General features: G+C 36.7%; 13 protein-coding genes. 3 read left to right on the top strand and 10 right to left on the bottom strand.

All coding sequences use genetic code 11. The features are described 5' to 3' along the window. Window positions 1–259: 259 nt before the first annotated feature. The 10 genes from ACFQ19_RS13265 to rpmH all read right to left on the bottom strand — a co-directional run bounded on the left by ACFQ19_RS13265 (window position 260) and on the right by rpmH (window position 10,567). Entirely contained in the window at window positions 260–1,099 is an 840-nt protein-coding gene (locus ACFQ19_RS13265) for a ParB/RepB/Spo0J family partition protein (protein ID WP_379592842.1), read from the bottom strand. Further along, window positions 1,080–1,853, bottom strand: a complete 774-nt coding sequence (locus ACFQ19_RS13260) for a ParA family protein (RefSeq protein ID WP_379592840.1) — start codon at window positions 1,851–1,853, stop codon at window positions 1,080–1,082. Before ACFQ19_RS13260 ends, ACFQ19_RS13265 begins: the two co-directional genes overlap by 20 nt. 293 nt (window positions 1,854–2,146) lie before the next feature. Then, a complete protein-coding gene (gene noc / locus ACFQ19_RS13255) occupies window positions 2,147–3,004 on the bottom strand; it encodes a nucleoid occlusion protein (protein WP_379592838.1) in 858 nt (285 codons plus the stop codon). Window positions 3,005–3,418: 414 nt separating this feature from the next. Continuing rightward, the gene (gene rsmG / locus ACFQ19_RS13250; RefSeq protein WP_379592836.1) at window positions 3,419–4,135 is read right to left on the bottom strand and encodes a 16S rRNA (guanine(527)-N(7))-methyltransferase RsmG; all 717 of its coding nucleotides are present in this window, start codon (window positions 4,133–4,135) and stop codon (window positions 3,419–3,421) included. A 246-nt stretch (window positions 4,136–4,381) separates the two neighbouring features. Then, window positions 4,382–6,265, bottom strand: a complete 1,884-nt coding sequence (gene mnmG / locus ACFQ19_RS13245) for a tRNA uridine-5-carboxymethylaminomethyl(34) synthesis enzyme MnmG (RefSeq protein WP_379592834.1) — start codon at window positions 6,263–6,265, stop codon at window positions 4,382–4,384. Window positions 6,266–6,341: 76 nt separating this feature from the next. After that, entirely contained in the window at window positions 6,342–7,718 is a 1,377-nt protein-coding gene (gene mnmE, locus ACFQ19_RS13240; RefSeq protein WP_379592832.1) for a tRNA uridine-5-carboxymethylaminomethyl(34) synthesis GTPase MnmE, read from the bottom strand. Between the two features lie 590 nt (window positions 7,719–8,308). Then, window positions 8,309–8,920, bottom strand: coding sequence for an RNA-binding cell elongation regulator Jag/EloR (gene jag / locus ACFQ19_RS13235; RefSeq protein WP_379592830.1), 612 nt, complete (start codon window positions 8,918–8,920; stop codon window positions 8,309–8,311). A gap of 92 nt (window positions 8,921–9,012) precedes the next feature. Beyond that, on the bottom strand, window positions 9,013–9,771 hold the full coding sequence (yidC, locus tag ACFQ19_RS13230; RefSeq protein WP_379592828.1) for a membrane protein insertase YidC: 759 nt from the start codon (window positions 9,769–9,771) through the stop codon (window positions 9,013–9,015). 107 nt (window positions 9,772–9,878) lie between these two features. Continuing rightward, the gene (rnpA, locus tag ACFQ19_RS13225; RefSeq protein WP_379592826.1) at window positions 9,879–10,226 is read right to left on the bottom strand and encodes a ribonuclease P protein component; all 348 of its coding nucleotides are present in this window, start codon (window positions 10,224–10,226) and stop codon (window positions 9,879–9,881) included. A gap of 206 nt (window positions 10,227–10,432) precedes the next feature. Continuing rightward, window positions 10,433–10,567 carry a 50S ribosomal protein L34 gene (gene rpmH, locus ACFQ19_RS13220; RefSeq protein WP_080871878.1) on the bottom strand — a complete coding sequence of 45 codons (135 nt, stop codon included), beginning with the start codon at window positions 10,565–10,567 and terminating at the stop codon, window positions 10,433–10,435. Between the two features lie 934 nt (window positions 10,568–11,501). Here rpmH and dnaA point away from each other — a divergent pair. The 3 genes from dnaA to yaaA all read left to right on the top strand — a co-directional run bounded on the left by dnaA (window position 11,502) and on the right by yaaA (window position 15,076). Then, window positions 11,502–12,845 carry a chromosomal replication initiator protein DnaA gene (dnaA, locus tag ACFQ19_RS13215; protein ID WP_379592824.1) on the top strand — a complete coding sequence of 448 codons (1,344 nt, stop codon included), beginning with the start codon at window positions 11,502–11,504 and terminating at the stop codon, window positions 12,843–12,845. A 281-nt stretch (window positions 12,846–13,126) separates the two neighbouring features. Then, window positions 13,127–14,263: a DNA polymerase III subunit beta gene (gene dnaN / locus ACFQ19_RS13210; RefSeq protein WP_379592822.1), complete on the top strand. Its 1,137-nt coding sequence runs from the start codon at window positions 13,127–13,129 to the stop codon at window positions 14,261–14,263. Between the two features lie 549 nt (window positions 14,264–14,812). Further along, complete coding sequence (gene yaaA, locus ACFQ19_RS13205) at window positions 14,813–15,076, top strand: S4 domain-containing protein YaaA (protein ID WP_379592820.1); 264 nt, start codon at window positions 14,813–14,815, stop codon at window positions 15,074–15,076.

Raw genomic sequence — 15,076 nt, 5'->3', positions numbered from 1 at the left:
CCTCCCTTGTTTTTTGCATAAGGCAAACTTTATTATCTATTCCCTACTTTATGCTTTGCATTTCTTTTTGTCAAGGATATTTTATAAAGTCTATTATTTTTCCTTAGGGAAACTTTTAATACATTAATTACAAGAAAGCGGTTACATTACTCATAATAAAGAATCGAATCACAAAAATAAACCGATAAATAGTATGATATACCAACAAAAAAACCGATATATTCTATGAGAAAATCATAAAGAATATATCGGTTTATTATTATTTTTCCAGATATTCCAAGATGCGATTTAAATCGTCATCATTGTAAAATTCAATTTCAATCTTACCTTTTCGTTTTCCTTTATTGATGTGAACAGCTGTTCCAAGTGTGTCCCGGAGTACTGTTTCTCTTTCCTGAATGAATACATCTTTTTTCGGAGGTTTCTTTTGTTTTTTTACTGGTTTCTCGTTCATTTCAATAATCAGCTTTTCCACTTGCCTTACATTTAACTTTTCATTTTGTATTTTTTCCGCTAAGGCAAGAATGGTATCGTGATCCTTCAGGCTGAGAAGTGCACGGCCGTGCCCCATAGACAAATCACCGCTGCTAATAGATGCCATGACTTCTTCCGGCAATGATAATAAACGAATCGTGTTGGCAATGTGTGAGCGGCTTTTACCTAACCTCTCAGATAATATATGCTGTGTTATATTCAACTTTTCCATTAGATTTGCGTAGGCTTGTGCTTCTTCAATTGGAGTCAGGTTCTCACGTTGTAAGTTTTCTAATAACGCAATTTCCATCATACGTTCATCTGTTAATTCACGGACGATTGCAGGAATTGTCGTCAGTCCTGCTTCTTTTGCTGCCCGGTATCTTCTTTCACCGACAACAATTTCATAACCTTTGAGACTTTTTCGTACTATAATCGGCTGAATAACACCGTATTCTTTAATCGAATCCTTCAGCTCTTCAATCGAATCTGCTTGAAAGCTCTGTCTTGGCTGATAAGGATTGGGACGGCAATCAGATAATTTCACATCTTGAATATTATCTTTACTGTCCTTCTCTGCTTCTGGAAATAGCGCATTAATTCCTTTACCTAACCCTCTCGCCATTTGTGATCACTTCCTTCGCTAAATCAAGATATACTTCTGCACCACGGGATTTGGGATCATAAGAAATAATCGGTTTGCCATGGCTCGGTGCTTCTCCTAAACGGACATTTCTTGGAATAATGGTTTCAAATACCTTATCCTGAAAATACTTTTTCACTTCTTCAATTACTTGAATGCCAAGATTCGTTCTAGCATCCAGCATTGTCAGCAGAACGCCTTCTATCATTAATTCCGTGTTCAAATGCTTTTGTACTAATCGTATAGTATTCAGCAATTGACTCAAGCCCTCAAGCGCATAATACTCACATTGTACCGGGATCATCACCGTATCCGATGCAGTCAGAGCATTGATGGTCAATAATCCTAATGATGGCGGACAATCAATCACAATGTAGTCGTATTGATCTTTTATTTCGTTTAATGCCGCTTTTAAACGAATTTCTCTTGATATAATGGGAACAAGTTCAATTTCTGATCCAGCCAGCTGAATCGTTGCTGGAATAATATCTAAGTTCTCTACATTGGAGGGAACTACCACATCTGCTGCCGGCGTATCCTCTACTAATATATTGTAAATACATTGACTCACATCTGCTTTATTCACCCCGACACCGCTCGTTGCATTCCCTTGAGGATCCGTATCAACGAGTAATACGTTATTTCCCAATGATGCTAAGCAGGCACAGATATTTACAGATGATGTTGTCTTTCCAACGCCACCTTTTTGATTTGCGATGGATATAATTTTCCCCATGTTGTTGACACCTACCTTACTCGGAGGTTGTTCAAATCTTTTTTGATTCATCCAGTACGTTTTATTTTGGTATTGAACCTTTATTCTTTTATCAAAAAAATTTGAGCAATCACATTTCTATTAACTATCTTAGCATGTATTTTCCATTTACGAAGGTTTCTAGCATATTGTAATTTTATTTTAATATAGATTCTCTCAAAGTACCAGTTTGTTATTTCTTTTCAAATCAAATACCCATCTAAATGAAAGATGGGCAGATAAACGCTCTGTAAAAGGATAAAGCAATCATTCTATTATTTCTGTTTTGGTATTTTTATCGTAATTTGATAGTAATCATCGAGTTCTTGTTCGTCTGATTCTACATCAACGCCCGTATCTGAAACCATGTTAAGTGACTGTCTGATTGTATTCATAGCAATCCGGACATCTTTATTAACCCCTTTGAATTTGGGTTTTGGCTTCTTTTTCTCTTCTTTTGGAGCATTCATTTTCGTAATCCGTTCTTCTGTTTGTTTTACGTTCAATTCTTTCTCAAGAACTTCTTTTAACAACTGAAGCTGCTGTTCTTCTCCCTTTACCTTAATCAAAGCACGAGCATGTCTTTCTGTAATTAGTTTATCCAGCAAAGCATCCTGTACCTCTTGTGGCAATTTTAACAGCCGCAGTTTATTTGCTATAGTAGATTGGTTTTTACCAAGGCGCTGCGCTAAAGCTTCCTGTGTTAAATTATGCAATTCAAGCAATTTGTTATATGCAATCGCTTCTTCAATAACAGTTAATTCTTCACGCTGCAGATTTTCGATCAGGGCTACAGAGGCTGTCTCTGTATCGTTCATTTCGCGGATAATGGCAGCGACTTGTTCCCAACCTAAATGCTGCACCGCTCTCCATCTTCTCTCCCCTGCTATTAACTCAAAGGAATCATCATCTAATTTACGAACGACAATTGGCTGAATCATTCCATGTGTGTGTATGGTTTGTGCTAATTCTTGTATCTTTTCTTCTTGAAAAATCGTTCGTGGCTGGTAGCGATTGGCCTGAATTTTATCGATATCGATTTGAACCACTTCATCTGAAGAATAAGAAACTTTCTCCGTATCAATTGGTTCCTTATCGCTTTTTCCAAATATCCGATTAAAAGGACTCACCACTTGTTGACACCACCTTCTAAAATTAACAAACTATTCATTATCAAATCTATCCATATAAAGCGCAAAGGCTGTAAGGAATCTCACAGGATGTGTTGACTTCTATTGCCGTCGCATGAATATGGACGATATAAAATAGAGTTCTTTGTCCTGATATATGCTCTTATCTTTATTTCTTCATGAAAAGATAATGTTTCACGTGAAACATTATCTTTTATTTTAATGCTTATCCACACGTGTATAACATTCATATAATAGCATCTATGCTTTATAAAATACAACAATAATCCGTCGATATGTATAGTTATTATTTTACCATACATATAACTGAAAAAATATAAAATGCATTTAAATTATATAAAGTGTCATTGTGCCCCCACTAAAAAAAGTTATTTTCATTGTTAAAAATCATTATCATTATTCAATTGGTTCTTTATTCGGTAACCCTGCTTTTCTGGGATACTTTTTTGGTGTTTTACGTTTCTTGGCAATTTTTATAATGGAGCGTTCTCCAGCCTCTTGGGAAAGTGTCAACGTTTCTATTGATTCTACTTCTCCTCCCAGTAATGCAACCGCTTCTTTGCCTGATTGCAATTCCGTTTCTGCCTGTGAACCTTTCATTGCAACAAAATATCCACCTGTTTTTACAAATGGCAGGCATAATTCACTTAACACAGACATCCTGGCTACAGCTCTGGCGGTTACTAAATCAAACTGTTCACGAAAATCTTCTTTTTTACCTGCATTTTCGGCACGGTCATGATAAAAGGCAACATCTGTCAGTTCCAGTTTATTTGCTAAATGGTTCAGGAAAGTAATTCTTTTCTTCAGTGAGTCAATAATGGTCACTTTTAAATGTGGAAAACATATTTTTAATGGAATACTTGGAAAACCTGCACCTGCCCCAATATCACAAATAGATAATTCCTGGGTCATGTCGGTATAAAAGGCTGCTGTAATACAGTCATAGAAGTGTTTTTCATATACTTCTTCCATATCTGTAATCGCTGTTAAATTGATTTTTTCATTCCATTCGACAAGTTCTTTGAAATAAATAGCAAACGCTTGCTGCTGTGATTCATCTAACGTAATCCCCTTCTCAGCCAGTGCTTGCACAAATTGTTCAGGTTTCATAATCGGCTCCTTAAACATCATATTTTATCACGGAGGATCGTCCGTAAAACTCCTGCCCTCAACATAAAGAAAGAGAATACATGTATTTAGGCAGAAGAAAACGAGCGCTAACTCCCTGAATCACTACACTAATCATACAGCAGGAGAAACTATCACTGTATGAAGTTTCGTTTTATGTAATGCATTTCTCATCAAAACGGTTATTTAGAAAAATAGCGACGTATCAATCACGCCGCTATTTTTTATTTAATTTGCTACCCGGGCAATGTTTCCTTGTTCAATATAAACAAGCAAGATAGAAATATCAGCCGGATTTACTCCAGAAATTCTGGATGCTTGACCCACAGACAGCGGACGGACTTTTTTCAGTCTGTCAATTGCTTCTGTTGCAATGCCGTTAATGGCATCATAATCAATATCTGCTGGTATTTTCTTATCTTCCATTTTAAGCATTTTGTCTACCTGCTCTGTTGCTTTTTTGATATAGCCTTCATATTTAATTTGAATAGCTACCTGCTCTTTGACCTCTTCGCTAAGATCCACTTGTCCAATCATTTTTTCGATATAATCATACGTCAGTTCCGGACGTTTTAATAAATCATATGCTTTTACCGCTTCTTTCATCGGTACTCCGCCAGCAGATTTCATAATGTCTTGTACTTCCTCTGTCGGTTTCACAACTGTTTTATTTAAACGTTTCTTCTCTTCTTCAACCTGTGCTTTCTTCGCAGAGAATACAGCATATCTTTCCTCTGAAATTAATCCATAATCATAACCAATCTCTGTTAGACGCATATCAGCATTATCATGGCGAAGCAACAAACGATATTCTGCACGAGAAGTGAGTAAGCGGTAAGGTTCACTTGTCCCTTTTGTTACTAAGTCATCAATCATCACACCGATATATGCTTGCGAACGGTCCAAGATAATCGGGTCTTTTCCAGTTACTTTTGCAGCTGCATTCATTCCTGCCATCAAGCCTTGCCCTGCTGCTTCTTCATAACCGGATGTTCCGTTAATTTGACCAGCAGTAAATAATCCTGGTAAACGCTTGGTTTCCAGCGTCGGCCAAAGCTGTGTCGGTACAACGGCATCATACTCAATGGCATAACCGGCACGCATAATCTCTGCATTTTCCAGACCTGGAACAGATCTGACCATTTCATGCTGAACAGATTCCGGCAATGACGTGGACAGTCCTTGTACATAGATTTCTTCCGTATTTCTTCCTTCTGGTTCCAGGAAAATCTGATGACGCGGTTTATCATTAAAACGGACAATTTTATCTTCAATGGACGGGCAATATCTTGGACCGGTTCCACGCTTCATTCCGGAGTACATTGCAGACAATGTCAGATTTTCATTAATCACTTCATGTGTGAACTCATTTGTATAGGTTAACCAGCATGGAATCTGATCGGAAATTACTTCAGTTGTTTCATATGAGAAGCTTTTGGGATTCTCATCCCCCGGTTGAATCTCTGTTTTCGAATAATCAATGGTATGGCTGTTCACACGCGGTGGCGTCCCTGTTTTAAAACGGGTTAATTTAAAACCTAACTCTTCCAGGTTCTCGGATAACTTAACAGAAACACGTTGATTATTTGGGCCGCTTTCGTATTCTAAATCACCCATCAGCACTTTTCCGCGCATAAATGTTCCGGTCGTTACAATAACAGATTCAGCATAATAAGCTGCTTTGCTTTCTGTAATAACCCCTTTGCAGATACCATCCTCTACAATCAGTGAATTTACCATTCCCTGACGAACAGTTAAGTTTTCTTCATTTTCGACTATATTTTTTACTTCTTGCATATATACCGGTTTATCAGCCTGCGCACGCAATGCTTGAACAGCCGGTCCTTTTCTTGTATTCAACATCCGCATTTGGATATAACTTTTATCAATGATTTTGCCCATAATACCGCCAAGAGCATCGACTTCGCGTACCACAATTCCCTTAGCAGGACCGCCAATGGACGGATTACAAGGCATAAATGCAATCATATCTAAATTCAATGTCAACATTAATGTTTTGGCGCCCATCCGTGCAGAAGCATACGCCGCTTCTATTCCGGCATGACCCGCTCCAACAACAATGACATCATAATTACCTGCATTGTAAGTCATTTTTTACTTCCTTTCCTCTATCTAAAGTAAAACTTCAAGTTTGTGAAGATGTTACAGTCTATTTAGCAACAATCCTTTACTTCCCTAAACAGAACTGGGAAAATAATTGATCTATCAAACCGTCGCTTGCTGTATCTCCAATGATTTCTCCCATAAACTCCCACGAACGTGTTACATCAATTTGTACAATATCCATCGGCATACCAAGTTCAACTGCTTCATAAGCATCATCCAATGCCTGTTTTGCCTGCTTTAGCAGCTGAATATGACGAACATTGGATACATAGGTTAAATCTCCTGTATCTACTTCACCAGAAAAAAAGGTATCGGCAATGGCCTGCTCTAATTGATCTATGCCCTGCTCTTCAATTAAGGATGTTGTTACAACAGGCTTTCCATCAGCCAGTGCCCTTACCTCTTCTAAATCTAAGTTTTGCTCTAAGTCTGTCTTATTGATGATAACAATATACTCTAAACCTTGAACAGCTTCAAATAATTTTTTATCTTCTTCGCTCAACGTTTCATTATGGTTTAATATAAATAAAATTAAATCCGAATCCTTCAATACTTGTCTGGAACGATCTACACCGATTCGCTCTACTATATCCTCTGTTTCCCGAATACCTGCTGTGTCGACTAACCGTAAAGGCACACCTCGAACATTCACATATTCTTCAATCACATCTCTCGTTGTTCCGGGAACCTCTGTCACGATGGCCTTATTTTCCTGTACTAATGTATTCATTAAGGAGGATTTACCAACATTCGGACGGCCGATAATCGCTGTTGCCAAACCTTCACGCAAAATTTTCCCCTGCCCGGCAACCTCCAGCAATTTATCTATTTCTGCTCCTACTTCTTTGGTCTTTTCCTTCATTAAGGTATGTGACATTTCCTCAACATCATCATACTCTGGATAATCGATATTCACTTCCACATGGGCAACTGTCTCTAAAAGTTCCTGTCTTAACGACCGAATAAGTTTCGACAGACGTCCGTCCATTTGCTTTAGTGCCACATTCATTGCTTTATCGGTTTTTGCACGGATTAAATCCATCACTGCTTCTGCTTGGGATAAATCAATACGGCCATTTAAAAAGGCGCGTTTTGTAAATTCCCCCGGCTCAGCAAGACGTGCCCCTTTTGCCAGCGCAATCTCTAACACACGATTGACAGAAACGAGCCCGCCATGACAGTTAATCTCAACGATATCTTCACGTGTGAATGTTTTGGGAGCACGCATTACGGATACCATAACCTCTTCTGCTAATTCTTTTGTTGCCGGATCAATCACTTTTCCGTAATGCATTGTATGGGAATCAACGTCTTTCAATTGTTTCCCCTCAAACACATCAGCAGCAAATTGGATTGCTTCCGGACCGCTCAGACGGACAATGGCAATAGCTCCTTCACCAACTGGTGTAGATATCGCTGCAATTGTATCTGTATCCATCTTATTCACCTGCCTTTCTATTCTTTGTATATCTATAAATAAATGAGAAATTATTTTATTGTCACTAACAATCAAGAATAGCACAGATTTCAAAAAAAAGAAACTTATCCACACGAATGATTTTTGCTATTTCTTTTTTATATTATCCACATGTGCATAACATTTTGTCTTTCTTCTTCTTAACTCAACTTACGCACTTTAAAAATTAACTTTCTTAACATAGGAACAGAGGTTGATCGTTTCTTCACATCTGTTGAGAAAGATGAGAAGCCAAGGTGTAAATTGACCGCTGCGAAGGACCGTTGTACGTCGGAAAGCGGAGGCTTGGCCGGAGCGGTTGCTATACACCATCCCCTGTTCAAAAATAAAAGGATAACTGAACGAAAAGTAAGCATGATAATAGAAATCATGTTCATCCTGGTACAGCGAGGATTATATGCTTCTTCTCAGGTGCGAAAGTTGAGAACTTAAAAAAGGTGCACATTCACAAAACTATCTTTTGTAAACGTGCACCTTCGATTCTTTCTGATATTTATACTTCCCTTTAAGACAAACAAAGCCCGAGAAAATTACCTTTCCCGGGCCTGTTTTTACGGTTTAATCACAACATGGCGATGAGGATCATTTCCATCCGAATAAGTAGATACTTGCTTATTCTGGAGGACACTGTGAATAATTTTACGTTCAAAAGCCGGCATTGGATCCAGCACGACTTTTTTCTTTGTTTTTTGCGCCTTATCTCCCATTTTTAAAGCAAGAGATTCCAATGTTTCTTTTCTTCGTGCACGATAACCTTCTGCATCCAGGGTTACCGTATAGTACGTATTATCATATTTATTCAAGACCAAGTGAGCTAAATACTGCAGCGCATTTAATGTTTGACCGCGCTTGCCAATCAGTTTTGCGATATTTTCATGGTGCATCGTATAGGTTACATGATTTTCTTTTACTTCTGTATCAATCTTTACAGAAAGATTCATGTTCCCGGTGACTTCTTTGATAAATGCAGCTGTTTCCTCAATAGGATTCTGAATAACAGTAACTTTTACATAAGCACGCTTGGAACCAAAAATACCAAATACACCTTTTTTACCTTCATCAATAATCTCAACTTCTACTTGATCCTCTTTTACATCCAGTTGTTCCAGAGCTGATTGAATTGCTTCTTCAACGGTTTGACCACTTGCAGTTACTTCTCTCAAAAGTCTCCCCTCCATTTTTCAAAAAAATGTAAACTATTTTACTATTTCACTTATAAAATATGGGGGAATTACTCCCCCATAAAAGCCACCTATTAATTTTTTGCCATCATCGGCTTATTAATAAGAAGTGTCTGGAATACCATAAAGATATTACCTGTCACCCAGTACAATGCTAATGCCGACGGGAAGAAGAATGCCATAACACCGATCATAATCGGCATGACGTAGAGCATAATCTGCAATTGTAATCTCATTTGCGGATTGCTGTTTGCAGATGAATTTGTAGACATCATTAATTTTTGCTGTAAGAACGTAAATAATGCTGTCAAAATCGGTAAAATATAATCCGGTGTTCCCAGCTGGAACCAAAGAAAATCATGTGTAGCAATTGCTTCTGTACGTCTAATTGCATGATACATCGCAATAAAAATCGGCATCTGAACGAGAATCGGTAAACAGCCCGCTAATGGGTTGACCCCATTCTTTTGGAATAACTCCATCGTTTCCTGCTGTAATTTTTGCTGTGTATTCGCATCTTTAGACGAATATTTCTGTTGAATTTCCTGTAATTTCGGCTGAACTTCCTGCATTGCTTTTGTACTTCTAATTTGCTTTACGTTTAACGGCACTAACAGTAAACGGATAAACACCGTTACTAAAATAATTGCCAAACCATAGTTTTCATTCAAAAATTCCGCAATCCTTGTGATAACCCAAGATAATGGATACACAAAGATTGTATTCCAAAACCCTTCACTTTCGGGTGTAATCGGTTCATCAACTTGGGTACAACCCGCTAAAAAAACCGCTAACACGAGAAAAGTGATTAAAATCCCGTATTTTTTGCGCAAAGTGTTTCCTCCTTAATATTCCCAATGCTCTACTAGCTATTTTAGCTTATTTATATCGTGAATTCTATCTTAAACTTGCCAAACAAAAAAGAACATATATGTCATTTTTATTTGGAATTCTTCAATAATTTTTCTTTATACAATAAATGCGAGAGACTTTTTTTCATCGTTGTGTAGTCCATCGTCTTTGTCGGATTTCTGGCAATGATGACAATATCGTAACAAGGTTTGACATCTTGCTCCAACGCTTGAAAAGATGTACGCAATAACCTTTTTATGCGATTTCTGACAACGGCATTCCCTATTTTTTTTCCGACAGATAAACCAATCCGGAAATGATCCTGATCTTCTTTCTTTCTATAATAAATAACCAGCTGTCTATTTGCGAATGATTTCCCATATTTAAAAACAGCCTGGAATTCTTCATTTTTTTTAATTCGAAATTGTTTTTTCACCGTTATCACCTTTTTGCGCTGCAACGCTTCTGATGGAAAATGATTGCCATAACTCCCGCTAAATGAAGTTTTATTTTATATTTAGCCCACATTCAATTGCTTCTATTCACCATACGAACCAAAAGCCTGTCTATCTTGATATGCTAAAAATATGTAATCGTCATTGTAAAGAATACAGAAAAAAACCACTGATAGTTGTCAGTGGCTTATGCAGATAAAACTTTACGTCCTTTACGACGACGACGAGCCAATACATGACGTCCATTTTTTGTGCTCATACGCGCGCGAAAGCCGTGAACTTTTTTACGTTTGCGATTATTTGGTTGAAATGTTCTTTTCATGATTCTGCACCTCCCTGGAAAATACATATTCCATATTTAAACTAAAATAGCTTCTAACTAATCCTTTAGACAGTCTTTCACATTATACGAAAGAAAACGTTAATTTGTCAACCGGATAGAAAATAAAATCGCAATTTATTTTCTTTATTTTCTTTCTCACACATTTTTCATTTATTCTTCCTGTTTTTTTACTCACACTGCCCATATTTTTTAGCTACTCTACACAATACACTTCCTATCTTGTATGAACAATCCAGCTTGTTCATCTATCCTAGTTTTTCTACAGATTCTCGCATACATAATGAAAATAGTACAGCAAATAATACAGATAACCTCGAATTTCTATTTTAGAAATCGACTTTCATTATCCACATTCCTTGTTTAATATTTTTCGATCTTTTTTTCTATCCACACATAAAAATAAACAAGTTAAACACAAAATACAGTCTTGTTTATAAGCATAACACACAAGCAGTAGAATATGTGGATAACTATTGTAAATGCATTGATTTCTTCTGTTTTATTTGGTATTATATTTATGTTTTAGTTTGTGGAAATGATATATGGATTTTTTACTTATTCACAGAATGTGGACAAGTTGTGGATATTCTTTCCACCGATTTTTGATAAAGTTTTCTACAGATTTGTGGATAGCGTTTATAGATTCATTATTTCTTTTAATTGGGTCTTCTTTAAATCCTGAAATGACATTATTTTATTTCCTGTCCACTACTTTTATGGATTATCCACAGTCTTTTTTTTTAATTTGATACGTTTGCCTTTCCATCTATAACCTTTTGAAGTAGATTGAGAGAGGCTTTTTTCTTCTGATGAAATTTTCATGAAAAGGGATTATGCGCATTTTAGCGGTACTTTTTAATGTGATTTTTATTATCTTCAGACACAAAATTACTTGAAAGGAGTGAAAGTAACTTTGGAAAATATCGAAGAACTGTGGGATGCAACGCTGGATATCATTAAAGAAAAGTTGAGTAAACCCAGCTTTGACACTTGGCTTAAAAATACGAAAGCTCTTCATTTAGAAAAAAATACAATGGTTATCTCTGCTCCGAATGAATTTACAAAAGACTGGCTGGAAACGCAGTATACCGACTTAATTACACAAACTTTAGAAAAAGTCACGGGAACCCAATTACAAGCAAAATTTATTATTCCAGATTCTGTGGAAGAACCATCCGATCAAAAACCCATGCCTAAGCCGAATATGGATGCAAAAACAGCAGACTCCCCTAAAACCATGCTTAATGATAAATATACATTTGATACGTTTGTTATCGGTGCGGGAAACCGCTTTGCACACGCTGCTTCCTTAGCTGTTGCAGAGGCTCCGGCAAAAGCATATAATCCATTATTTATCTATGGCGGTGTCGGGTTAGGAAAAACACATTTGATGCATGCGATCGGGCATTATGTAAGGGAACATGATAAGAATGCGAAAGTCGTTTATCTCACTTCTGAGAAATTTACGAATGAGTTTATCAATGCGATTATGGAAAATAAATCGAACCATTTCCGTAATAAATACCGCAATATCGATGTGCTTCTTATTGATGATATTCAATTTATTGCTGGAAAAGAATCAACGCAGGAAGAATTTTTCCATACCTTTAATGCCCTGCACGAAGAAAGCAAGCAAATTATTATTTCCAGTGACCGGCCGCCAAAAGAAATTCCTACATTAGAGGATCGTTTACGTTCTCGGTTTGAATGGGGATTGATTACGGATATTACACCTCCTGATTTAGAGACTAGAATTGCTATTTTAAATAAAAAAGCAAAAGCGGAAGGATTAGATATTCCGAATGAGGTGATGCTATATATCGCCAATCAGATTAATACCAATATCCGCGAGTTGGAAGGTGCACTTATTCGTGTTGTTGCTTATTCTTCTTTAGTCAACCAGGATATCGATGCTTCGTTGGCAGCAAATGCATTAAAGGATATTATTCCTAGCAATAAACCAAAAGAAATTACGATTCCTGCCATTCAAGAAGTCGTCGCAGACCGGTACCATATCCGTCTGGAAGATTTCCCTGCAAAAAAACGGACCAAATCTATTGCTTTTCCAAGACAAATTGCTATGTATTTATCAAGGGAAATGACAGATGCATCGTTGCCGAAAATCGGACAGGAGTTTGGCGGAAGAGACCATACAACTGTTATTCATGCCCATGAAAAAATATCCAAAATGCTCGAAACAGATACAGAGCTGGATAAGGATATTGAAGAATTAAAAGAAAAACTGAAATCTTTATAAAAAATATGCAGAAGAACCAAACTGGTTAAACATCCGCTTTATTTTTTTCTTTTCTTTTATACGTAGGGGTTTGTGTAGAATGTGAAAAAAGCGCACCACCTATAAACAGGTTATACACATGTGGAAAACTCTGTTTTTGAGATGCTGTTCTTACTTATCCACAGTAACCACAACCCTTATTACTATTACTTCTGCCTTTTATATTTATAATTAATAAATAATAGAACCGTTTTTGATGAATATAGAAAAAAATAATCTTTTACATGAAGGAGGATATACAAATGCGTTTTACCATACAACGAGATAAACTCATTAATGGTGTACAAGATGTAATGAAAGCAATCTCTTCCAAGACGGTTGTACCGATATTAACCGGAATGAAAATGGAAGTGAGGAAACATGGCGTAACACTTACTGGCAGCGATTCGGATATTTCAATTGAATCGTATATTCCGGCAGAAGATGAAGGAAAAGTAAATGTTGAAAATATTGAAGAAGGGACCATTGTATTACAGGCTAAATATTTCCCTGAAATTGTCCGTAAACTCCCTGAATCACAAGTAGATATCGATGTTGATGAGCAATTTAATGTGAAAATTACTTCCGGCAAATCAGAGTTTAATTTAAATGGACAAAATGCGGATGAATATCCGTTACTTCCACAAGTAGAAACAGAAAATAGTTTTGAAATGCCGATTGATTTATTAAAAAATATGATTAAGCAGACCGTTTTTGCGGTATCAACCATGGAAACCAGACCGATTTTAACCGGAGTAAATATTAAATTGGAAAATCAAAAGCTGGTATTTACAGCTACAGACAGTCATCGTCTGGCAAAAAGAGAAATTCCAATACCGGACGCGAATATGACAATTGAACAAGTTGTTGTTCCTGGTAAAAGTTTGAATGAACTCTCTAAAATATTAAATGATTCCGAGGAAACCATCGAAATCAGTGTGACAAATAATCAGGTTCTTTTCCGGACAAAACACTTAAATTTCCTGTCCCGATTATTGGACGGAAACTATCCAGAAACATCCAGGTTAATTCCGGATCACAGCAAAACGACCATTCAAATTAAAACAACGCCGCTATTAAGATCCATTGAACGTGCTTCTTTATTAGCAAAAGAGGAAAGAAATAATGTGGTTAAATTTACAAATAATGATGATGCCTTAATTGAGATTTCAAGTAATTCCCCGGAAGTGGGAAATGTGGAAGAACAAGTAACTGCAGATAAAGTGGACGGGGAGAATCTAAAAATATCCTTCAGTTCAAAATATATGATTGATGCATTAAAAGCGATTGAGTATGATGAAGTTATCATTGAATTCACAGGGGCAATGCGTCCATTTATCATTCGTCCGATAGAAGACGATTCGATTTTACAACTGATTCTGCCAGTAAGAACCTATTAATTTTTTAACGCGCAACGCATTAAAAAACGGGGATAAGTAAAAATTATACCCAAAGAAATGAAAAGTCCTTTCTTAACGGAAAAGGGCTTTTTCGTTTCTTTGTAAGAAAATATCTAAGTGATACAATTAACAGACAAAACATGACACAAAAAACGAGATTTTTATAAAAATTTATGGATGATATTATTCCTTAAATTAAGTTAATAAAGCGCATTAGCGGAGGGAAAAAAGTAGACTCCTGCGGGAAAGCGCAGTGTTTTTCCGTAGCAGGTTACCCTTTCTCAAAAATATGATTATGCGTCACCTAGAGATGTTGGTGAGGAGCCAAAATATTTTTTCGTTTTCTTTTTTTGTGCTTTTCTTTTAGAAAACAACAGAAAACCCGTTATAAGAAGAGAAAAGGAAAAGAAGAATTCCCCCATTCAAAATGCCCCGGGAACGCCATAACGTATCTTTTTGTATTTATTTGAGGCCTATTCTTCCTTTTTTAATCAATCTTTAGTAAAATAGATAATAGACAAAAACATAAACGTGTCTCCTTCAGAAAAAATGAAGGCAGATAAAACAAACAGAAAGTATTTGGTGATAGCCATGCATGAGCAGATAAAAATAGATACGGAATATATTACGCTTGGACAATGTGTCAAGTTGCTTAATTTTTTGGAGTCCGGTGGAATGGTCAAAGCGTATCTTCAAGATATAGGTGTTGTTATTAATGGTGAACGTGAACACCGCCGCGGCAGGAAACTATATCCGGAAGATGTCCTTGAAATTGATGAAATAGGATCATTTATCATTCTTAAAGAGGAATAA

The organism is Oceanobacillus locisalsi (assembly GCF_042675985.1).
Lineage (GTDB): Bacteria > Bacillota > Bacilli > Bacillales > Amphibacillaceae > Oceanobacillus > Oceanobacillus locisalsi.
Note: the sequence above shows the minus strand (reverse complement) of the source record. Positions and strands in the feature narration are given on the sequence as shown.

What these genes read in the sequence shown, in the direction of transcription:
- dnaN (WP_379592822.1), top strand. Translation starts at nt 13,127, where the DNA reads ATGCGTTTTACCATACAACGAGATAAACTCATTAATGGTGTACAAGAT.
- ACFQ19_RS13260 (WP_379592840.1), bottom strand. Translation starts at nt 1,853, where the DNA reads ATGGGGAAAATTATATCCATCGCAAATCAAAAAGGTGGCGTTGGAAAG.
- rsmG (WP_379592836.1), bottom strand. Translation starts at nt 4,135, where the DNA reads ATGAAACCTGAACAATTTGTGCAAGCACTGGCTGAGAAGGGGATTACG.
- rpmH (WP_080871878.1), bottom strand. Translation starts at nt 10,567, where the DNA reads ATGAAAAGAACATTTCAACCAAATAATCGCAAACGTAAAAAAGTTCAC.
- mnmG (WP_379592834.1), bottom strand. Translation starts at nt 6,265, where the DNA reads ATGACTTACAATGCAGGTAATTATGATGTCATTGTTGTTGGAGCGGGT.
- yaaA (WP_379592820.1), top strand. Translation starts at nt 14,813, where the DNA reads ATGAAGGCAGATAAAACAAACAGAAAGTATTTGGTGATAGCCATGCAT.
- mnmE (WP_379592832.1), bottom strand. Translation starts at nt 7,718, where the DNA reads ATGGATACAGATACAATTGCAGCGATATCTACACCAGTTGGTGAAGGA.
- ACFQ19_RS13265 (WP_379592842.1), bottom strand. Translation starts at nt 1,099, where the DNA reads ATGGCGAGAGGGTTAGGTAAAGGAATTAATGCGCTATTTCCAGAAGCA.